At 68.1% G+C, this 17,955-nt stretch carries 21 protein-coding genes; 10 read left to right on the top strand and 11 right to left on the bottom strand.

Features of this window, described 5'->3' with window-relative positions:
* Positions 1 to 249: 249 nt before the first annotated feature.
* On the bottom strand, positions 250 to 1,332 hold the full coding sequence (gene dinB, locus ABIA71_RS13660) for a DNA polymerase IV (protein ID WP_354285793.1): 1,083 nt from the start codon (positions 1,330 to 1,332) through the stop codon (positions 250 to 252).
* Between the two features lie 239 nt (positions 1,333 to 1,571).
* Between dinB and fabA the strand changes: the two genes are divergently transcribed.
* Both fabA and fabB read left to right on the top strand, forming a co-directional pair.
* Positions 1,572 to 2,087 (top strand): 3-hydroxyacyl-[acyl-carrier-protein] dehydratase FabA, encoded by a 516-nt coding sequence (gene fabA / locus ABIA71_RS13655; protein ID WP_038690696.1) that lies wholly within the window; start codon positions 1,572 to 1,574, stop codon positions 2,085 to 2,087.
* Complete coding sequence (gene fabB, locus ABIA71_RS13650) at positions 2,087 to 3,295, top strand: beta-ketoacyl-ACP synthase I (protein WP_354285791.1); 1,209 nt, start codon at positions 2,087 to 2,089, stop codon at positions 3,293 to 3,295. Before fabA ends, fabB begins: the two co-directional genes overlap by 1 nt.
* A 166-nt stretch (positions 3,296 to 3,461) precedes the next feature.
* Here the strand turns inward: fabB and ABIA71_RS13645 are convergent, their stop codons facing one another.
* The 3 genes from ABIA71_RS13645 to ABIA71_RS13635 are packed head-to-tail and all read right to left on the bottom strand — an operon-like array spanning position 3,462 to position 5,958.
* On the bottom strand, positions 3,462 to 4,139 hold the full coding sequence (locus tag ABIA71_RS13645) for an HAD family hydrolase (RefSeq protein ID WP_354285789.1): 678 nt from the start codon (positions 4,137 to 4,139) through the stop codon (positions 3,462 to 3,464).
* Positions 4,136 to 4,840 (bottom strand): pseudouridine synthase, encoded by a 705-nt coding sequence (locus tag ABIA71_RS13640; protein ID WP_354285788.1) that lies wholly within the window; start codon positions 4,838 to 4,840, stop codon positions 4,136 to 4,138. Before ABIA71_RS13640 ends, ABIA71_RS13645 begins: the two co-directional genes overlap by 4 nt.
* A complete protein-coding gene (locus ABIA71_RS13635) occupies positions 4,837 to 5,958 on the bottom strand; it encodes a class I SAM-dependent methyltransferase (RefSeq protein ID WP_354285786.1) in 1,122 nt (373 codons plus the stop codon). The genes ABIA71_RS13640 and ABIA71_RS13635 overlap by 4 nt, the downstream gene beginning before the upstream one ends.
* 155 nt (positions 5,959 to 6,113) lie before the next feature.
* Here ABIA71_RS13635 and ABIA71_RS13630 point away from each other — a divergent pair, with 155 nt between their 5' ends.
* Positions 6,114 to 6,377: a hypothetical protein gene (locus ABIA71_RS13630; RefSeq protein ID WP_354285784.1), complete on the top strand. Its 264-nt coding sequence runs from the start codon at positions 6,114 to 6,116 to the stop codon at positions 6,375 to 6,377.
* A 122-nt stretch (positions 6,378 to 6,499) separates the two neighbouring features.
* Here the strand turns inward: ABIA71_RS13630 and ABIA71_RS13625 are convergent, their stop codons facing one another.
* Complete coding sequence (locus tag ABIA71_RS13625) at positions 6,500 to 6,790, bottom strand: DUF3247 family protein (RefSeq protein WP_128097459.1); 291 nt, start codon at positions 6,788 to 6,790, stop codon at positions 6,500 to 6,502.
* A gap of 29 nt (positions 6,791 to 6,819) precedes the next feature.
* Positions 6,820 to 8,790 carry a hybrid sensor histidine kinase/response regulator gene (locus tag ABIA71_RS13620; protein ID WP_354285782.1) on the bottom strand — a complete coding sequence of 657 codons (1,971 nt, stop codon included), beginning with the start codon at positions 8,788 to 8,790 and terminating at the stop codon, positions 6,820 to 6,822.
* Between the two features lie 261 nt (positions 8,791 to 9,051).
* Between ABIA71_RS13620 and ABIA71_RS13615 the strand changes: the two genes are divergently transcribed.
* Positions 9,052 to 9,621, top strand: coding sequence for a DUF3016 domain-containing protein (locus ABIA71_RS13615; protein ID WP_354285780.1), 570 nt, complete (start codon positions 9,052 to 9,054; stop codon positions 9,619 to 9,621).
* A 30-nt stretch (positions 9,622 to 9,651) separates the two neighbouring features.
* Here ABIA71_RS13615 and alr read toward each other — a convergent pair whose 3' ends face one another.
* The gene (gene alr, locus ABIA71_RS13610; protein WP_354285778.1) at positions 9,652 to 10,728 is read right to left on the bottom strand and encodes an alanine racemase; all 1,077 of its coding nucleotides are present in this window, start codon (positions 10,726 to 10,728) and stop codon (positions 9,652 to 9,654) included.
* Positions 10,707 to 12,017, bottom strand: a complete 1,311-nt coding sequence (locus ABIA71_RS13605; protein WP_128097455.1) for a D-amino acid dehydrogenase — start codon at positions 12,015 to 12,017, stop codon at positions 10,707 to 10,709. The genes alr and ABIA71_RS13605 overlap by 22 nt, the downstream gene beginning before the upstream one ends.
* A gap of 149 nt (positions 12,018 to 12,166) precedes the next feature.
* Here ABIA71_RS13605 and ABIA71_RS13600 point away from each other — a divergent pair, with 149 nt between their 5' ends.
* Positions 12,167 to 12,646 carry an Lrp/AsnC ligand binding domain-containing protein gene (locus ABIA71_RS13600; protein ID WP_038690714.1) on the top strand — a complete coding sequence of 160 codons (480 nt, stop codon included), beginning with the start codon at positions 12,167 to 12,169 and terminating at the stop codon, positions 12,644 to 12,646.
* 67 nt (positions 12,647 to 12,713) lie between these two features.
* Here the strand turns inward: ABIA71_RS13600 and ABIA71_RS13595 are convergent, their stop codons facing one another.
* Both ABIA71_RS13595 and ABIA71_RS13590 read right to left on the bottom strand, forming a co-directional pair.
* Entirely contained in the window at positions 12,714 to 12,881 is a 168-nt protein-coding gene (locus tag ABIA71_RS13595; RefSeq protein WP_128097454.1) for a lana protein, read from the bottom strand.
* Positions 12,882 to 13,051: 170 nt separating this feature from the next.
* Positions 13,052 to 13,471, bottom strand: coding sequence for a classical arabinogalactan protein 4 (locus tag ABIA71_RS13590; RefSeq protein WP_354285775.1), 420 nt, complete (start codon positions 13,469 to 13,471; stop codon positions 13,052 to 13,054).
* A 141-nt stretch (positions 13,472 to 13,612) separates the two neighbouring features.
* On the opposite strand from ABIA71_RS13590, the gene msrB reads away from it, so the two are divergent.
* The 5 genes from msrB to ABIA71_RS13565 all read left to right on the top strand — a co-directional run bounded on the left by msrB (position 13,613) and on the right by ABIA71_RS13565 (position 17,316).
* Positions 13,613 to 14,080, top strand: a complete 468-nt coding sequence (msrB, locus tag ABIA71_RS13585) for a peptide-methionine (R)-S-oxide reductase MsrB (protein WP_128097452.1) — start codon at positions 13,613 to 13,615, stop codon at positions 14,078 to 14,080.
* 92 nt (positions 14,081 to 14,172) lie between these two features.
* The gene (motA, locus tag ABIA71_RS13580) at positions 14,173 to 15,027 is read left to right on the top strand and encodes a flagellar motor stator protein MotA (RefSeq protein WP_128097451.1); all 855 of its coding nucleotides are present in this window, start codon (positions 14,173 to 14,175) and stop codon (positions 15,025 to 15,027) included.
* 9 nt (positions 15,028 to 15,036) lie between these two features.
* On the top strand, positions 15,037 to 15,981 hold the full coding sequence (gene motB, locus ABIA71_RS13575) for a flagellar motor protein MotB (protein ID WP_128097450.1): 945 nt from the start codon (positions 15,037 to 15,039) through the stop codon (positions 15,979 to 15,981).
* A 523-nt stretch (positions 15,982 to 16,504) separates the two neighbouring features.
* Positions 16,505 to 17,026 (top strand): hypothetical protein, encoded by a 522-nt coding sequence (locus tag ABIA71_RS13570; RefSeq protein WP_354285773.1) that lies wholly within the window; start codon positions 16,505 to 16,507, stop codon positions 17,024 to 17,026.
* A gap of 14 nt (positions 17,027 to 17,040) precedes the next feature.
* Positions 17,041 to 17,316, top strand: a complete 276-nt coding sequence (locus ABIA71_RS13565; protein WP_354285771.1) for a DUF4031 domain-containing protein — start codon at positions 17,041 to 17,043, stop codon at positions 17,314 to 17,316.
* 80 nt (positions 17,317 to 17,396) lie between these two features.
* On the opposite strand, the gene ABIA71_RS13560 is transcribed toward ABIA71_RS13565, so the two are convergent.
* Positions 17,397 to 17,939, bottom strand: coding sequence for a DUF6630 family protein (locus ABIA71_RS13560; protein ID WP_038692549.1), 543 nt, complete (start codon positions 17,937 to 17,939; stop codon positions 17,397 to 17,399).
* Positions 17,940 to 17,955: the final 16 nt, after the last annotated feature.

Raw genomic sequence — 17,955 nt, 5'->3', positions numbered from 1 at the left:
ACCCCCCGGCTGGGCCTGAATGGCCCCGGGGCGGGGGGGGGGGGGGGGTTGTGGGGGGGGGGGGGGGGGGGGGGGGGGGGGGGGGGGGGGGGCCGGGGGGGGGCCCCCCCCCCCCCCCCGGGGTTGGGGGGGCGGGCCCCCCCCCCCCCCCCCCCCCGCCACCCAGCCCCTCAGCGCCAGCACGCCGGCTGTTGAAGTTAGCTGTTAGCTGTCAGCTGTCAGCTGTTAGCCGTCAGCAGACAACAAACCTCACCCACCCTCCAGATGATCAAACAGCCCCGGCTGACTCACCGCCTCGCGCTCGCGAAACCCACCCAACCCAACCCCCACCAACCGATACCGCGTCTCCGCCGGCAGATCCACCCGCGCCCGCAACGCCAGCGCAATATCACGCAACTCCTCACCCGATTCCGGCGGCGACTCCGGCGTAAAACTCCGCGTAATGATCCGGAACTGCGACGTCTTCAACTTCAGCACCACCGTGTGACCCACCCGCTCCGTCTTCCGCGTCGCCCGCCACGTCTTCCCCGCCAACTCCACGATCGCCGCCTCAAGCGCCTCCAACGGCAGATCTTCCGCGAACGTATCTTCCGACGAAATCGACTGCACCGGCTGGTCCGGCTCCACCGCCCGCTCATCGATCCCCCGCGCCCGATTGAACAACCGCGCGCCGAACGTCCCGAACCGCCCCTCCAGCACCTCCAACGGCAGCCCCCGCAGATCGCCCACCGTCGCAATCCCCAACTCTGCCAGCTTCGCCGCCATCACCTTCCCCACCCCCGGCACCCGGTTCACCGGCAGCGGCGTCAAAAACTGCTCCACCCGATGCGGCGGCACCACGAACTGACCGTCCGGCTTGCGCCAGTCCGATGCGATTTTTGCCAGAAACTTGTTCGGCGCGATCCCCGCCGACGCCGTCAACGACGTCTCCTCGCGAATCTGCCCGCGGATGATCGCCGCGATCTCCGTCGCCACTGTCATCCCCCCCTTGTGCACCGTCACATCCAGATACGCCTCATCCAACGACAACGGCTCCACCAGATCCGTATGCCGCAGGAAAATCTCCCGTACCTGCCGCGACACCGCCTTGTAGCGCACAAAATCCGGCGGCACGAACACCGCGTCCGGACACAACCGCTCCGCACGCAACGCCGGCATCGCCGACCGGATCCCGAACACCCGCGCCTCGTACGACGCCGCGCACACCACCGAACGTGCCCCCTTCCACGCCACCACCACCGGCTTGCCGCGCAGCGACGGATCGTCGCGCTGCTCCACCGACGCGTAGAACGCGTCCATGTCCACATGGATGATTTTGCGCAGAACAGACACGGCGGGAAGACTCGGACCTGGAAGCAGATGCGTAGATGAACAAGATTACAGCCACACGCCTGAGTATGGTCTTTTCATAACAACAACATGCGTTTTTCAAGCTGAAAACACTACGCCGGCGTACGGTTAAAACGTTTGATTGAATCACTTTTCCTCTGCACTCTTGCGCACTTGGTTCCAGCAACACAGCCTGCCCATGGCCGGCTTTACCCGATGGCTTCTTCAGGATTGCGCTTTCCATGACTCGTCTCCACGCGTTCTCGCGCGAACAACTGCTGGCCAGCGCCCGCGGTGAACTGTTCGGCCCGGGCAGCGGTCGCCTGCCCAACGATCCGATGCTGATGTTCGATCGCATCACCGACATCCGCGACGACGGCGGCCCCCACGGCAAGGGACTGGTACGCGCCGAACTGGATATCCGCCCGGACCTGTGGTTCTTCGGCTGCCACTTCATCGGCGACCCCGTCATGCCCGGCTGCCTCGGCCTGGATGCCATGTGGCAGCTCACCGGCTTCTACCTCACCTGGCTGGGCGCGCCCGGCCGTGGCCGCGCCCTGGGCTGCGGCGAAGTGAAGTTCACCGGCCAGGTACTGCCCGAAGCCAAGCTGGTCAGCTACGAAATCGACATCACCCGCGTCATCAACCGCAAGCTGGTGATGGCCCAGGCCGACGCCCGCATGCTGGTGGACGGCCGTGAAATCTACTCCGCCAAAGACCTCCGCGTAGGTCTGTTCACTTCCACCGAGAACTTCTGATGCGTCGCGTCGTCATTACCGGAATGGGCATCACCTCGTGCCTGGGCAACGATCTGGACACCGTCTCCAGCGCACTGCGTGAAGGCCGCGCCGGCATCCGCCACCTGCCGGACCATGCCGAAGCCGGCCTGCGCAGCCACGTCGGTGGCAACATCGAACTGGACCTGGACGCGCAGATCGACCGCAAGGTGAAGCGCTTCATGAGCGATGCCTCGGCGTACGCCTACATCGCCATGCGCGATGCGATCGCCGATGCCGGCCTGGACCAGGCGCAGGTCGCCAATCCGCGTACCGGCCTGATCGCCGGTTCCGGCGGCGGCTCCAGCCAGTGGCAGGTCGAGTCGGCCGACATCCTGCGCGCCCGCGGCGTGCGCAAGGTCGGCCCGTACATGGTGCCGCGCACGATGTGCTCCACCGTGTCGGCCTGCCTGGCCACCGCCTTCCAGATCAAGGGCCTGAGCTACTCGCTGTCGGCGGCCTGCGCCACCTCGGCGCACTGCATCGGCGCGGCGGCCGACCTGATCCGCCATGGCGCACAGGACGTGATGTTCGCCGGCGGCGGTGAAGACCTGCACTGGTCGATGAGCGTGATGTTCGACGCCATGGGCGCGTTGTCCACCCGCTTCAACGAGACCCCGGCCAGCGCCTCGCGCCCGTACGACAAGGACCGCGATGGCTTCGTCATCGCCGGTGGCGGCGGCATGCTGGTGCTGGAAGATTACGACCACGCCGTTGCCCGTGGCGCGCGCATCTACGCCGAACTGGTGGGCTATGGCGTCACCTCCGACGGTGCCGACATGGTCGCCCCGTCCGGGGAAGGCGCGGTGCGCTGCATGAACATGGCCATGGCCAACCTGAGCGGCCCGATCGACTACCTCAACACGCACGGCACCTCCACCCCGCTGGGCGATGTGACCGAGCTGAAGGCGGTGCGTGAAGTGTTCGGCCAGGACGTGCCGCCGCTGTCGTCGACCAAGGCGCTGTCGGGCCATTCGCTGGGCGCAGCCAGCGTGCACGAAGCGATCTACTGCCTGCTGATGATGCGCGACGGCTTCATCGCCGGCTCGGCCAACATCGGCGAGCTGGACCCGCTGGTGGAAGGCTTCCCGATCGTGCGCGAAAGCCAGGATGCGCAGTTGAACACGGTGATGTCCAACAGCTTCGGCTTCGGCGGCACCAATGCAGCGCTGGTGTTCGGCCGGGTGTGATGCACGGTTGATGCAGTGACCGAAAAACCCGGCGCTCGCGCCGGGTTTTTTTGTGCGCGGATGTGCGGCCAGTGCCGTGGGGAACCGACCCTACCGGGGGCACGCGATGCGCCCCTCGGATGGCATGACCCGGGCCGGAGACGCCGCTCGCCGGATCGAGCCCGGTTTAGCGCAGGTGCGGCAGCAGCAGGGTGTGCGCGTCTGCCAGTGAGTCGACGATGCGGTGCCCCAGCGCGCGCAGATCGTCGTCGGGGTGCACCAGGTCGGGCACCTGGATGGCGGTCATGCCCGCGCCCACCGCGGCACGGATGCCGGCCGGTGAGTCTTCCAGGGCCAGGCAGCGCGCCGGGTCCTTGCCCAGCTTCTGCGCGGCCAGCAGGTAGATGTCCGGGGCCGGCTTGGGGTGGGCCACGTCGCTGCTGGTCACCACCACCTCGAAGAACGGCAGCAGTCCGGCTGCGGCCAGCTTGCGCGACGCGCGCGGCTGCCGGGTCGAGGTTGCCACCGCGCGGGGAATGCCGTGGTCGTGCAGCAGCTGCAGCAGGTCCAGGATGCCCGGACGCAGCGGCAGGCCTTCCTGCGTGCGCGCTTCGTACAGGTCATGGCAGCGCGCGAACAACGCGGCCACCTGCTCCGCATTGATGTGCTGCAGCAGCAGGCGCTCGCAGTCGCGGTCGCCCAGGCCGACGAAGCGCAGCCAGAACCCATCCTCCAGCGGCAGCTGCAGCTCGTGCGCCGCCTGCGTCCAGCAGGCGATCGACACCCGCTCGCTGTCGATCATCAGGCCGTCCATGTCGAAGATGACGGCGTCGGGCAGGAACGGCAGCGCGGCAATCGCCGTCATGGCACGTTGAAGAGCGTTTCAAGATCGGCGGCATCGAGGATGCGCCACTCGCCCTCACCGAGCTCACCCAGGGTCAGCCCGCCAATGCGGCTGCGGTGCAGCGCCGCGACGTGGTTGCCCACCGCCGCGAACATGCGCCGCGCCTGGTGGTAGCGGCCCTCGTGCAGCACCAGCTGCGCCTGGCGCGGCGACTGCACGTGCAGCTCGGCCGGCAGCAGCGGCTTGTCATCCGATTCCAGCAGCAGCGTGCCGCTGGCGAAGCGCGCGGTTTCATCGCCGCGCAGGTCTTCAGCCAGGGTGACCTCATAGGCCTTGTCCAGGCGCGACTTGGGCGACACGATGCGGTGCAGCAGCGCGCCGTCGTCGGTCATCAGCAGCATGCCGCTGGTATCGCGGTCCAGCCGGCCCACCGACGACAGCAGCGGCGAACGTTCGCGGAAACGCGGTGGCAGCAGGTCGTAGATCAAGCGGCCCTTGTCCTTGGTGGAACAGGTGTACTCGCGCGGCTTGTGCAGCATCAGGGTCAGGCCCTGCGGCGGGTCCAGCGGTTCGCCCTCGACCCGGATCGCCTCGTGCGCGACCACGTCATCGGCGTACAGCACTTCCCCGTCGGCGTCGGTGATCAGGCCTTCGCGGAACATCCCCTGCACCTGCTTGCGGCTGCCATAGCCCAGGTTGGCCAGAAGCTTGACCAGCTTCACGCGCGGCCTCCGCGGCCCCACGACGGCTCACGTTCCCGGGGCGCCCGGACCGGCGTGGCGGTCTTGCTGGCCTTGGTGGCCTGGATCAGCTTGAAGCCGTCGCGCTCGGCGGCCACGCGGATCTGGCCGAAGCTCTCGTTGAGGATCTGCTCGTACGGCAGGTGACGGTTGGCCACCAGCCACATCCGTCCGCCCGGGCGCAGCGCCTGCGCGGCCACGGCGATGAAGCGCTGGCCGATGTCGGGGCGGTCGGCACGCGAGGGGGTGTGGAACGGCGGGTTGGTCACGATGAAGTCGTACTGCGCCTCGATCCCGGCGGTCACGTCCTGCCAGTGGTAGGCCAGTGCGGCCGACGTGCCGAGCGCGTCCAGGTTGGTGCGGGCCAGCGCCAGCGCGCGGCCTTCGGCCTCATACAGGTCCAGCCCGGTCACACCGGGGCAGCGCGCCAGCACTTCGGCCGACAGGTAGCCGAAACCGGCGCCCAGGTCGGCGCCGCGCCCGGCCAGGTCGGCCGGCAGCTGCTCCACCAGCAGCGCCGAGGCCGGGTCGATGCGGTCCCAGGCGAAGATGCCCGGGCGGCTCTGGAAGCGCCCGCCCAGAATCGCGCGCGGCGCGTCCAGCTTCGCCCAGCGCTGCGCCAGGGCCTCATCGTGCTGGCCGTTCAACGGTGCGGTCCAGTAGGCGCGGCAGTGGTTCTTGGTGAGCTTGCCGCCCAGGCCGGTCAGCTGCTGCAGGTCGCCTTCGCCGGAGCGGGCGCCTTCGTTGTTGTGCTGGCAGGCCACCACCACCCCGCCCGGGGCGGCCAGGGCCACGGCGCGGGCAAACAGCGCCTTGGCTTCCTCACGCTGGCGCGGCGGCAGCACCAGCACCACCGCGTAGCGGGTGCTGTCGGCGGCCAGCTGCTGCTCGTCGCGCACGGTCCAGCCGCTGGCTTCCAGCGCATCGGCGAACGGCCGGAAGCTCTGCTCGCAGACCAGCTGGGCCGGCTGGGCATGCTCGCGCAGCGGCCAGCCGTCGCGGGCGCGCAGGAACAGCACCGGGCCGGCGGGCCAGGACAGCACGCCACTGGCGAACGGCAGGAACAGGGTTTCCAGGGGAGCGTCGTGCTGGGCAGCCATCGAGAGGGGGCACATCTTGAAAAGAGACCGCCATTCTACCGGTTCGCCCGGATCGCCTCCGGCCGGGGCCGATTTGCGTTTATTCAACGCCATGTTGATGCCCCGGCAACATCCAAACCGTCAGGGTGGAGGCTCACTTGCGATGGAGATGGCTCATGCGTGCATTGTTTGTCGGTGGCGTAGTCGACAACAGCGAGATGGACATCGAGGGCGCCCAGCCCCCGGTGCACTACCCCGAGGACACCGGCGGTGGTCACTCACGCTACCGCCTGCACCAGGTCGGCAAGCAGGCCGACGGCACGGTGGCGTACGCGGTGTATGGCGCGCCGGACATGGCCGACGACGAGGTCTCGCGGGTGGCTGACGAACGCGCCTACGCACGCCGTTTCGAGGCCGAGCCCGAGGTGTTCGTGCATTGAGGCGGGGTGAGGGCAGGCGCTGAGGTTCAGTGCCGGCCCTTGGTTTTCCGTCGCCGTGCGGGCGCTACCGCGCGCATGGCGACCGATGCAACGCATTGGCGCCGGTCTGCCCGGCGCGGGGGTTACTCGACCGGCGGCAGCTGGCGGATGCTGGCGATCCGGTCGAGCCAGACCAGGTGCTGCTGCACCGGGGTATCCAGGTCGTCCAGCCGCAGCTGGCCGTTGCTGCCCTCGTTCTCGTCGGCATCGCGGTACTGCTGCAGGGTGGGCTGCACCGTGACCGTGCCCAGCACGCGGGTGCCGTCGTCCAGGGTGATCTCGACGGGGGCCTGGCCGCGCAGCTGCGGCAGCAGGGCTTCCAGCGCCGCAATCCGGGCCGGGTCGGTATGGATGGTCGGGGCGTAACGGGACATGGTGACTCCTGTGGGGTACGGGTGCGGGTTTACCGGCGCTGCTCGGCCAGTACGCTGCGCACCGCCGACACCAGCTGGGCCACCGAATACGGCTTGGCCACATGCTCCTGGAACCCGGAGGCCAGTGCCCGCTTGCGGTCATCGGCACGGGCCAGCGCGGTCACCGCCACGGCGGGCAGCACCTGCGCTTCCACGCCGATGTCCTCGCGCAGCGTCCGCACCAGGCCGTAACCGTCCATGCCGGGCATGCCGATGTCGGTCAGCAGCACGTCGATGCCTTCATGCCCGCCGCGGTCCAGCAGGGCCAGCGCCTCGCCCGCCGAGGCAGCCGCGGTGACTTCGGCGCCCTGCTCCTCCAACAGCCGGCGCAGGTACTCCAGCACTTCGGGCTGGTCTTCCACGGCCAGCAGGCGCAGGCCCTTGAGCGGGAAAGGCTCGATGACCTGTTCCCCGATCGGGCCACTGAACACCTCGCGCAGCGGGCGGCCGTCGGCCTGCGGCTGGTAGCGCGGCAGGCGCACGGTGAAGGTGGCGCCGTGGCCGGGACCATCGCTGGTGGCCGCCACGGTGCCGCCATGCAGTTCCACCAGCTGCTGCGCGATGGCCAGGCCCAGCCCGAGACCGCCATGGCGGCGGGTGGTGGTGCCATCAGCCTGGCGGAAGCGGCTGAACAGGTGGCGCAGGAATTCGGGGGCGATGCCGTCGCCGGAGTCGGCCACGCTGATCGACCAGTGGCCGCCGTCGTTGGCCAGGGTGACGGCCACGGTGCCCTCGGCCGGGGTGAATTTGATCGCGTTGGACAGCAGGTTCCACAGCACCTGCTGCAGCCGGGTGGCGTCACCCAGCACCAGGGTGGGCTCGTCGGGCAGTGCCAGGGTCATGTGCAGGGCCTTGCCTTCGGCCACCAGCTCCTGCGCCCGCATGGCTTCGGTCAGCTGGGCGCGCAGGTCCAGCACTTCCACTTCCAGCTGCACCTTGCCCAGCAGCATGCTGCTCAGGTCGAGCATGTCCGAGATCAGGCGCTTCTGCGCCATCGCGCTGTTGGCGATCACGCCCAGGCCCTTGTACAGCGGGCTGGTGGCGTCCACGCGCTGCAGCAGCAGTTCGCTCCAGCCCAGGATGGTGGTCAGCGGGGTGCGCAGTTCGTGCGACAGCGTGGCCAGGAACTCGTCCTTGAGCCGCGCCATGTTTTCGGCGGCGCTGCGCGCGGCACGCTCGGACTGCAGCAGCTCTTCGCGCGCCATCTCGATTTCGCGGCGTTCGGTCACGTCCGGGCTGCTGCCGGCCAGGCCGATGAAGTGGCCCATGCGCGAGAACCGCGGCCGGGCGTTCATTTCCAGCCAGCGCCACTGGCCATCGGCACGCAGGCCACGCACCAGCGCATGCATCGACCGCTGCGCCTTCAGGGCTTCCTGCAGCTCGTAATCGAACACCGACGCATCATCGGGATGGACCAGGCCCCGCCAGACGTTCTCGGGCACGCGCTGTTCGTCGCCGCCGAAGAACTCGCTGAAGGCACTGTTGACGAAGCGCGCATGGCCCGCTTCGTCCAGCACCCACACCGGCATGGGCAGGCCATCGGCGAGCGCGCTGAAACGTGCTTCGCTTTCGGCCAGCTCCACTTCGATCTGCTTGCGGCTGGTGACGTCGAAGAACACCACGGCGACCTGGTGGTCACCCGGCTCGCCCACCCGCACCGCTTCCACGGAGTACCAGCGGCCCAGCGCACGCGCTTCCAGCTCGAACTGCTGGGATTGGCCGGTCTGGGCGACCTGGCCGTAGATGCGGAACCAGTCCGGCTCGTGGTCGGGCTGCAGCGTGGTCATGCGCTGCCCGCGCGCGTTGAGCAGCCCGGTGTTGCGCTCGAAGGCGTCGTTGACCTCAAGGAAGCGGTAATCCACCGCCTTGGTGCCTTCGAACAGCACCTCGATCACGCAGAAGCCGGCGTTCATCTGCTCCAGCACGCTCCGGTACATCCCGGCGTGGGACGCAACTGTCATGAAAGAAGGGCGTTCAAGAGTGGAAGTAGGCAGGCTGGGCAAGGGCGTCAAGGGGGCAACTGGCGAAACAGAGGGACACAGCATCTTCCAGAGGGCGTATTCGTAGCGTCAAGCGCCATGGGTGGGATTGACGTAATCGAAGACGTAGGTGAATTGGCGGCAACCGCCGCTGCGGCCGACGCAATTGGCGATTGTCCCACCGGGGGATGAGGATCACACTGAAAACCTGATCCCGTCTGTGATCGCGATCGAGGAGTCGTCATGAACCGCAAACCGTTGGTGGCCGGTCTGTTGACCTGCCTGTTGGTGATCGGCAGCGCGACCGCCGCTGCGCCCCGCACCGTGACCGACCCCCAGGCGCCCCGCGCCCTGAGCGGCGATGGCCCGGTCCAGGTGTCGTGGACCGACCCGGCCCAGTTCAGCGAGATCCGGCAAAGCACCAACCGCTTCGAAGCCCAGCGAGGCAACTGGGTCGAGCAACTGGCCACGTATGTGCAGACCAGCGCCGGCAAGCAGCTGCAGCCCGGCCAGCGGCTGGAGGTGACCCTGACCGATATCAAACGTGCCGGCGACTACGAGCCGTGGCACGGGCCGCGCGGCAACGATATCCGCATCCTGCGCGACGTCTACCCGCCGCGCATCGCGCTGACCTTCACCCTCACCGATGCCCAGGGGCAGGTGCTGGCGCAAGGCGAGCGCAAGCTGTCGGACAGCGGTTACCTGCACAATATCGGCCTGCAGCGCGATACCGACCCGCTGCGCTATGAGAAGCGGCTGGTGGACGACTGGGTCCGCCGCGACCTGCGCAGCGACGCCACCGCCAGCCGGTGACGGTGGCGCCACGCCAGGCGTGGCGTCCCCTCAGCCGCCCAGGTGCTGGTGCGGCACACGCTTGACCGCGCACGGCAGCTGGTAGGCGCTCACCCCGCACAGCGGCGCCAGCACATCCAGCCGCGGTGACTCGCCCCACAGAGTTACCGTGCTGCCCACCCCGGCCTGCGGCAGGTCGGTCAGGTCCACGGTCAGCATGTCCATCGATACCCGGCCGATCAGCGTGCCGGGCTGCCCGTCGATCTGCACCGGGGTGCCATTCGGGGCGAACTGCGGGTAGCCGTCGGCATAGCCCAGGGCCACCACGCCGACCCGGGTCGGCCGCTCGGCGACGAACCGCGCGCCATAGCCGACCGGTTCGCCGATTCCGATCTCACGCACCGCGAAGACCTTCGACTGCATGATCATGACCGGGCGCAACCGCTCGGTCAGCGCCGACTGGGTGGGCAGCGGGTTGGCGCCGTACAGCATCAGCCCCGGACGCACCCAATCGCTGCGCACGTCCGGCCAGCCCAGCAGGGCCGGCGAATTGCACAGGCTGGTTTCACCGGCCAGGCCATCGATGGTGGCGGCGAACAGGTCGGCCTGCTCGCGGGTGCGCTGGCTGTCCAGCTCGTCGGCGCGGGCCATGTGGCTCATCAGTACCATCGGCGCCACCTGCGGCAGCGCGCTCAGGCGGGCGTGCGCGGCGCGGAAGTCGGCCGGCGACAGGCCCAGGCGGTGCATGCCGCTGTCCAGCTTCAACCAGATCTTCAGCAGGGCGGTGGTCTGGAAGGCCAGCACCGCCTCCACCTGCCACGGTGCGCCCACGGCGAACCACAGGTCGTGCTGCACGATCAGCGGCAGTTCGTCGGCGTCGAAGAAGCCTTCCAGCAGCACGATCGGCGTGGTGATGCCGGCCTGGCGCAGTTCCAGCGCCTCTTCGATGCAGGCCACGCCGAACGCGTCGGCCAGGCCCTGCAGCGCGCGCGCGCAGGCCACGGCGCCGTGGCCGTAGGCATCGGCCTTGATCGCCGCCAGGGTCTTGCGACCGCCGCCCAGTTCACGGGCAAGGATGAAATTGGCGCGCAACGCGTCCAGGTCGATCAACGCGCGGGCTGGGCGCATGCTTTGGGCTCACTATGAACAACGGATGCGGCCGTGTGGCCGTAACGGAAGATATCCAGGCCTTCGGTACTGATCTGCGGCTGGCGCGCGCTCATCAGGTCGGCCAGGTAACGGCCCGAACCGCAGGCCATGGTCCAGCCCAGCGTGCCGTGGCCGGTGTTGAGGAACAGGTTGCGATACGGGGTGGCGCCGATCACCGGGGTGCCATCGGGCGTGGCCGGGCGCAGGCCGGTCCAGAACTCGGCGCGCGACAGGTCGCCGCCGTCCGGGTACAGGTCGCCCACCACTTTTTCCAGGGTGGCGCGGCGGCGCGGCGACAGCGACAGGTCGAACCCGCCCACTTCAGCCATGCCCCCCACGCGGATCCGGTCATCGAAGCGCGTCACCGCCACCTTGTAGCTCTCGTCCAGGATGGTCGAGGTGGGCGCCATGGCCGCATTGGTGATCGGCAGGGTCAGCGAGTAGCCCTTCAGCGGGTAGACCGGCAGGCGCAGGCCCAGCGGGTCCACCAGCGACGGCGAATAGCTGCCCAGCGCGACCACGTAGCGGTCGGCGGTTTCGAGCTTGCCGTCGATGCGCACGCCGGTGATGCGGTCGCCGTCGGTCTGCAGCCCGGCGATGTCCTGGTCGAAGCGGAACTCGACCCCGGCATCCACGCACATCTGCGCCAGGCGCCGGGTGAACAGTTGGCAGTCGCCGGTCTGGTCGCGCGGCAGCCACAGCGCGCCGACCAGTTTGTCGGCCACCCCGGCCAGGGCCGGTTCGTGGGCAATGATGCCGTCGCGGTCCAGCACCTTGTAGGGCACCCCGTACTGGGCCAGCACTTCGATGTCCTGCGCCGAGGCGTCCAGCTGCTGCTGGGTGCGGAACAGCTGGGTGGTACCCAGGTCGCGGCCTTCGAATGCGATGCCGGTCTCGCGGCGCAGCTCGTTCAGGCAGTCGCGGCTGTACTCGGACATGCGCACCATGCGCGCCTTGTTGATCGCGTAGCGCTCATGGGTGCAGTTGCGCAGCATCTGCGCCAGCCAGGCGTACTGGCGCCAGTCCAGGCCGGGGCGGATGGCCAGCGGAGCGTGCTCGGAGAACAGCCACTTGACCGCCTTGAGCGGCACGCCCGGCGCGGCCCACGGCGAGGTGTAGCCGAACGACAGCTGGCCGGCGTTGGCGAAACTGGTTTCCAGCGCCGGACCGGGCTGGCGGTCCACGACCGTGACTTCAAACCCGGCCTGCCGCAGGTACCAGGCACTGGTGGTGCCGATGACGCCGCTGCCAAGGACTAGAACGCGCATGTAGCTTCTCCGACCCGATCATTCCCTGCACTGGAGCGTGCCGGGACCATAATTGCGGAAGTATATTCCGGCCAAACCAAGCTTTTGCCCTGTTTTTAGGAGCGATGACAGGATATTGTCGCGCCAACCCCCATGCCTGGATGACGCCGATGGCCGTGCGCCCCCGCGAACTGGACAAGATCGACCGCAAGATCCTGCGCATCCTGCAGGACGAAGGCCGCATTTCCTTTACCGAACTGGGCGAACGGGTGGGTCTGTCGACCACGCCGTGCACCGAACGGGTGCGGCGGCTGGAACGCGATGGCGCCATCACCGGCTACTACGCCAAGCTCGACCCGCATTACCTCAAGGCCAGCCTGCTGGTATTCGTGGAGATCAGCCTGGCCTACAAGTCCGGCGACATCTTCGAGGAGTTCCGCCGCGCGGCGTTGAAGCTGCCCAACGTGCTGGAGTGCCACCTGGTGTCGGGCGATTTCGACTACCTGCTCAAGGCGCGCATCAGCGAGATGGCCTCCTACCGCAAGCTGCTCGGCAGCACCCTGCTGACCCTGCCGCACGTGCGCGAATCCAAGAGCTACATCGTGATGGAAGAGGTGAAGGAAACGCTGACCCTGCCGATTCCGGATTGAACCGGGGGCCCTCAACGCAGAAGGCGGCGCGCTTGCGCGCACCGCCTTGGTCATGCAATCCCGCGCGTCAGCGCTGTTGTTTGGAATCGGGGTGACGCTGGTCCGGCTGCTTGCCCTTCTGGTTCTGCTGGTCCCACTGTTGCTGGTTCTGCTGTCCGGCCTTCTGGTGCTGTTGCTGACTGCCCTGCTGTTCCTGCGGCATCTTGCCGCCTTTCTGGTTCTGCTGGTTGGTCATGATTGCACTCTTCTGGAAAACCCTTCGGAATACGCCGCGTTCCGGCGCACGCAAAGGGTCGCGCGAAAACGGTTAAACACAGGCGAAAAAGCGGTGAGATGGCGCGTTGATGCAGCTGACTGTGCGGCGTGGTTTGTGCACGGTTCATGCACTGCCCCCGGCCGCACCGCTTACGGTCGGATCTGCTGCCCATCGCCACTGGGAATGGCGTCGTAATACTTGCCGGTGCGGGTATCGAGCACCCGGTTCGGCCCGACCTGTTTGGCGCCGGGAATGATCCGTCCGTGGCGGTCATACACCTTGGGTTGCAGGGTCGGCCCCTGGATCGGTTGCGCCGGGCCGGTGTCGCGCGCCTGGATGGGATGGCTGCGCAGTTGCTGCTGGACCTGGCTGTTGGACTTCACCGGGGCCATCTGCCCGGACAGGCTGTCCACCGGTGCAGGGCGCACGGGGGTCGGCAGCGGCGCCGGCGGGGCCACCACCACCGGGCGGGTCGCGGTGGGACTGGGCGGGGGGCCGATCTGGGCCATGCCGATGGCCGGCAACAGCATCAGGCCCAGCGCGGTGGCGAAGCGGACGTGGCGGCACATGGCAGGCTCCGGCGGTGATCGATACTGCACCTTGCACCCACGCGGGTATCAGCACCATGAACGCGCCCGGGTCAGCGGGGCGCTGGCTTGAAGCCCGCCATCCCGGCCCAATCTTGAACCCACCCCCGCGAGGAACCGCCAATGACCGCCTTCGATCTCTCTCCCCCCAGCGACGCCCAGCGCGACGCCCTGGTGGCCGGCCTCAGCGCCGACGAACGCCGCGTGCTGCTCCAGCACGGCACCGAAGCGCCGTTCTGCGGCGTGTTCCTGGACAACAAGCAGGACGGCGTCTACGGCTGCCGCCTGTGCGGGCTGCCGCTGTTCCGCTCCAGCACCAAGTTCGACTCCGGCACCGGCTGGCCCAGCTTCTTCGCCCCGTTCGATCCGGCCCACGTGCGCGAGATCCGCGACATCAGCCACGGCATGATCCGCACCGAGATCGTCTGCGCGCGGTGTGACAGCCATCTCGGCCATGTGTTCCCCGATGGCCCGCCGCCGACCCACGAGCGCCACTGCCTGAACTCGGTCTCGCTGTCGTTCACCCCGAACGGACAGGCCTATCCGGATCCGCTGCAGCGCGGCGGGGCCGAGGCGCAACCGGCCGGCTGAATCCGTAAAAGTGTGACATTGAGCGAACGCCCCCCTTCAGAAAACCGGGGGCGGGGCCGACATGGAGGTATCCCCTACTCCGCGCCGGCCCCATGCTCATCATCGTTGGATTCCTCATCGTCATCATCAGCGTGCTCGGCGGCTACGTCGGCGCGCACGGCAAGCTGGGCGCCCTGTGGCAGCCCTATGAGCTGGTCATCATCGGCGGCGCGGCACTGGGCGCGTTCCTGGTCGGCACCCCGTTCAAGACCGTCAAGCAGACCCTGAAGGCCACCGTGGGCGTGTTCAAGGGCCCGGCCTACAAGCAGCAGGACTACATCGACGTCCTGAGCCTGCTCTACGAACTGCTGAACAAGGCCCGCCGCGAAGGCTTCATGGCGCTCGAAGACCATGTGGAGCGCCCGGCTGAAAGCAGCATCTTCGCCAACTACCCCAAGGTGCAGGCCGACCACCACCTGGTGGACTTCATCACCGACTGCCTGCGCCTGATGATCGGCAGCAACATCGAGCCGCACGAACTGGAGCCGCTGCTGGAGCTGGAGCTGGAAAAGCACCATGCCGAAGCGATGCAGCCCTCGGCGGTGCTCAACAAGGTGTCCGACGGCCTGCCCGGCTTCGGCATCGTGGCCGCGGTGCTGGGCATCGTGATCACCATGGGTTCGATCGGCGGCGAAATCACCGAAGTGGGCGCGCACGTGGCCGGCGCGCTGGTCGGTACCTTCCTGGGCATCCTGCTGGCCTACGGCTTCGTCAGCCCGCTGGCCGCGGCGGTGGAAGCGCGCGCCGAACAGGACAGCCGCATCTATGAGTCGGTGAAGACCGCGCTGCTGGCCTGCCTGCGCGGTTACAACCCGAAGATCGCACTGGAATTCGCCCGCAAGACCCTGCCCTCGAACGTGCGCCCGGGCTTCAGCGCCTTCGAGCAGCACCTGAAGACGGTCAAGTAAGGCACCCCCATGGCCGAGAACAAACCCACCGTCATCGTCCGCCGGGTCAAGAAGGCCGGCCACGCTGCCCACCATGGCGGCGCCTGGAAAGTGGCCTACGCCGACTTCGTCACCGCGATGATGGCGTTCTTCCTGGTGCTGTGGCTGATGGCCGCCACCACCAAGCCTGAGCGCGCGGCCATTTCCGAGTACTTCCGCAACCCCAGCCCGCTGGTCGGGCAGAGTTCCACCCCGGCGCCCGGCATGGCCGGTCCGGGCGGGGCCAGCACCTCGATGATCAAACTGGGCGGCGCCACCGACATCTCGCGCGGCAACAGCAACGACCCGTTCCAGGCCCAGCAGACCGCCAAGCCGATCCCGCAGACCGAACGCGAGCGCGAACAGCAGCAGCTGGAAGCGCTGAAGCGGGAGCTGGAAGAGGCCATCAGCAAGAGCCAGGCGCTGGAGCCGTTCAAGGACCAGCTGCTGCTGGACCTGACCCCGGAAGGCCTGCGCATCCAGATCGTGGACAAGCAGAACCGCCCGATGTTCGACATGGGCAGTGCGGCGCTCAAGCCGTACACCCGCGAGATCCTGCGCGAGCTGTCGCAGTTCATCAATCACGTGCCGAACCGGATCAGCATCACCGGCCACACCGACACCACCGCCTACAACGCGGTGCACGGCTACAGCAACTGGGAGCTCAGCGCCGACCGCGCCAACGCCGCCCGGCGCGCGTTGCTGGACGGTGGCATGACCGAAGAGAAGGTAACCCGGGTGGTCGGCCTGTCCTCGTCGGTGCTGTTCGACAAGGCCCAGCCGGACAACCCGATCAATCGCCGCATCAGCATCGTGGTGATGACCAAGGCAGCCGAAGCGGCAGCGCTGGCCGGTGCCGGGCAGGAGGTGGCGTTGTCGCCCACCACCGGCGACGCCGACATCCACGCCGCACAGGCCCCGGCGGCGACGCCCTGACCGGGGCCGGTCGGGGGTCGGTCAGCCGTGCGGGCCGGTCGGAGGGCCGCACGGCCGGTCGGTGCGCGCCACGTTCGGTTGATGCCTGCACGCCCAGACGATGCACGCCTCGCGCGCTGGTAGGGTCGCGCCCCAGCCGACTGCACGCGCATGGGCAGCGTTCGATAGGGGCATGACCTTCAACGGAATGACCGCTTCCAGACGCCATGTCGCGCGCCACGTTCGGTTGATGCCTGCACGCCCAGACGATGCACGCCTCGCGCGCTGGTAGGGTCGCGCCCCAGCCGACTGCACGCGCATGGGCAGCGTTCGATAGGGGCATGACCTTCAACGGAATGGCCGCTTCCAGACGCCATGTCGTTGGAGGCCATGCGTCCCCGGGCGTGGACAGGCTACCGGCAGTCGGTTGGGACCCGACCCTACCGCGGTGGGCCGCATTCGATGGGGGCATGACCGGAAGGGCCGACGCCTGCGGCCAACCCCCATTACAATGGCCGCTTTCCACGTACAGATAGATCCCACCATGTCCAAGCAGTCCAAGGCCAAGCGCGACAAGCGCAAGAAGCTGCAGCCCAAGCGCCCGATCAACCGCCTCAACGCCCAGCAGCAGGTGCAGAACCATGCCGTGCTGACCAACGAAGAGGGCCAGGTAGTGGCCGCGATCGGCCTGCAGGGCACCGAATGGCTGCTGGCCATCGGCGGCCAGACCATGGGCAACGCCGACAACCCGATCCCGATGCTCGCCATGCTCAAGCACCTGTCCAACGTGCAGGAAAAGGAAGGCCGCAAGGTCAACCTGGAGTACTCGACCCAGCTGCAGCAGCTGATCGACGACCTGGCCGCCGACGAAGGCAAGACCGCCGACGACTACCTGGCCCAGCTGGTGTCCGAGTTTGAAGGTGTGGAAGGCGAAGAAGGCGACGACGCCGAAACCGCTGAAACCACTGCCGACGCCAGCGACGACGCCCCGGTGGCAGACGAGGCTGGCACCGATGCCGCCGCCGACGCCACCCCGGCCGCCAGCGACGACAAGCCGCAGGCCTGAGTCACGGCCGCCCGGTGACGGTCTATATCGACGATGCAGTCCACCCCTGGCGCGGCGAGCGCTGGGCGCATCTGATGGCCGACACCCTGCCCGAGCTGCACGCCATGGCGGCGCAGCTCGGGATTCCGCGGCGGGCGTTCCAGAACCGCCCCAGCGGCGCGCATTACGACGTCCCCGCCCCGCTGCGCCTGCAGGCCATCGAACTGGGCGCACAGGCCATCTCGCGGCACACCGACCGCGCACTGGTCAAAGCCGTCATCGCCAACGCGCGCACTCAATACCTGCCGTAGGCGGGTATTGAGTGCGCGCGTTGCGCCCCACGCCTTGCTACGCAAGCCGCGGGCCCGCACCGGTCAACCCGCAGCACGCATCAGAACGGGTCCGAACCCGGCCGCACTTCCACGCCCAGCAGCGAGCACAGCGCCAGCATGGCGTCATCGTCGCGGTTGAGCGCCATCCAGCCGGCCAGGCCGCCATTGCCCGTATCCACGCTCCACAGCGCGTAGTTGTGCTCGCGCAGGCGGTCGTGCGCGGTGGCCATCAGCGCCGGGGCGTCGGTGGCGGCGGCGAAATCCTCATCGTCCAGGTCGCCACCCCAGTCCAGCTGAAGGTTCCAGCGTGCCGCCAGCTCGTTGATCGCCGACACCAGCGCATCGGGATCCTCGCGGTCCACCTCGAACCCGGACTGCCAGGCGATGGCGGCCATCAGCGGCGGCAGCCAGTCGGCCTCCTCGTCGATCTCCTCGCCGCTTTCCAGCAGCGCCTCGCGCCAGCGGTTGAACTGCTGCAGCGCCAGCTCGTCATCGCCAGGGTTGATCAGCACGAACAGGTTCCAGATCCGCGCCTCGAAGTCGTCTTCGTCGAAATCGCGCTCGTCTTCTTCGAAGTCGAAATAATCGCTGTTGTCAGGCATGACCGGTAGTTCCTTG

The sequence above is a fragment of the Stenotrophomonas sp. 2619 genome (assembly GCF_040548725.1).
Lineage (GTDB): Bacteria > Pseudomonadota > Gammaproteobacteria > Xanthomonadales > Xanthomonadaceae > Stenotrophomonas > Stenotrophomonas maltophilia_AP.
This window is presented reverse-complemented; position numbering and strand designations above follow the sequence as displayed.

What these genes read in the sequence shown, in the direction of transcription:
- ABIA71_RS13595 (WP_128097454.1), bottom strand. Translation starts at nt 12,881, where the DNA reads ATGACCAACCAGCAGAACCAGAAAGGCGGCAAGATGCCGCAGGAACAG.
- ABIA71_RS13630 (WP_354285784.1), top strand. Translation starts at nt 6,114, where the DNA reads ATGCGTGCATTGTTTGTCGGTGGCGTAGTCGACAACAGCGAGATGGAC.
- ABIA71_RS13570 (WP_354285773.1), top strand. Translation starts at nt 16,505, where the DNA reads ATGTCCAAGCAGTCCAAGGCCAAGCGCGACAAGCGCAAGAAGCTGCAG.
- fabB (WP_354285791.1), top strand. Translation starts at nt 2,087, where the DNA reads ATGCGTCGCGTCGTCATTACCGGAATGGGCATCACCTCGTGCCTGGGC.
- ABIA71_RS13635 (WP_354285786.1), bottom strand. Translation starts at nt 5,958, where the DNA reads ATGGCTGCCCAGCACGACGCTCCCCTGGAAACCCTGTTCCTGCCGTTC.
- alr (WP_354285778.1), bottom strand. Translation starts at nt 10,728, where the DNA reads ATGCGCCCAGCCCGCGCGTTGATCGACCTGGACGCGTTGCGCGCCAAT.
- ABIA71_RS13620 (WP_354285782.1), bottom strand. Translation starts at nt 8,790, where the DNA reads ATGACAGTTGCGTCCCACGCCGGGATGTACCGGAGCGTGCTGGAGCAG.
- ABIA71_RS13625 (WP_128097459.1), bottom strand. Translation starts at nt 6,790, where the DNA reads ATGTCCCGTTACGCCCCGACCATCCATACCGACCCGGCCCGGATTGCG.
- ABIA71_RS13600 (WP_038690714.1), top strand. Translation starts at nt 12,167, where the DNA reads ATGGCCGTGCGCCCCCGCGAACTGGACAAGATCGACCGCAAGATCCTG.
- ABIA71_RS13605 (WP_128097455.1), bottom strand. Translation starts at nt 12,017, where the DNA reads ATGCGCGTTCTAGTCCTTGGCAGCGGCGTCATCGGCACCACCAGTGCC.
- ABIA71_RS13590 (WP_354285775.1), bottom strand. Translation starts at nt 13,471, where the DNA reads ATGTGCCGCCACGTCCGCTTCGCCACCGCGCTGGGCCTGATGCTGTTG.
- fabA (WP_038690696.1), top strand. Translation starts at nt 1,572, where the DNA reads ATGACTCGTCTCCACGCGTTCTCGCGCGAACAACTGCTGGCCAGCGCC.
- ABIA71_RS13645 (WP_354285789.1), bottom strand. Translation starts at nt 4,139, where the DNA reads ATGACGGCGATTGCCGCGCTGCCGTTCCTGCCCGACGCCGTCATCTTC.
- ABIA71_RS13560 (WP_038692549.1), bottom strand. Translation starts at nt 17,939, where the DNA reads ATGCCTGACAACAGCGATTATTTCGACTTCGAAGAAGACGAGCGCGAT.
- ABIA71_RS13615 (WP_354285780.1), top strand. Translation starts at nt 9,052, where the DNA reads ATGAACCGCAAACCGTTGGTGGCCGGTCTGTTGACCTGCCTGTTGGTG.
- motB (WP_128097450.1), top strand. Translation starts at nt 15,037, where the DNA reads ATGGCCGAGAACAAACCCACCGTCATCGTCCGCCGGGTCAAGAAGGCC.
- msrB (WP_128097452.1), top strand. Translation starts at nt 13,613, where the DNA reads ATGACCGCCTTCGATCTCTCTCCCCCCAGCGACGCCCAGCGCGACGCC.
- motA (WP_128097451.1), top strand. Translation starts at nt 14,173, where the DNA reads ATGCTCATCATCGTTGGATTCCTCATCGTCATCATCAGCGTGCTCGGC.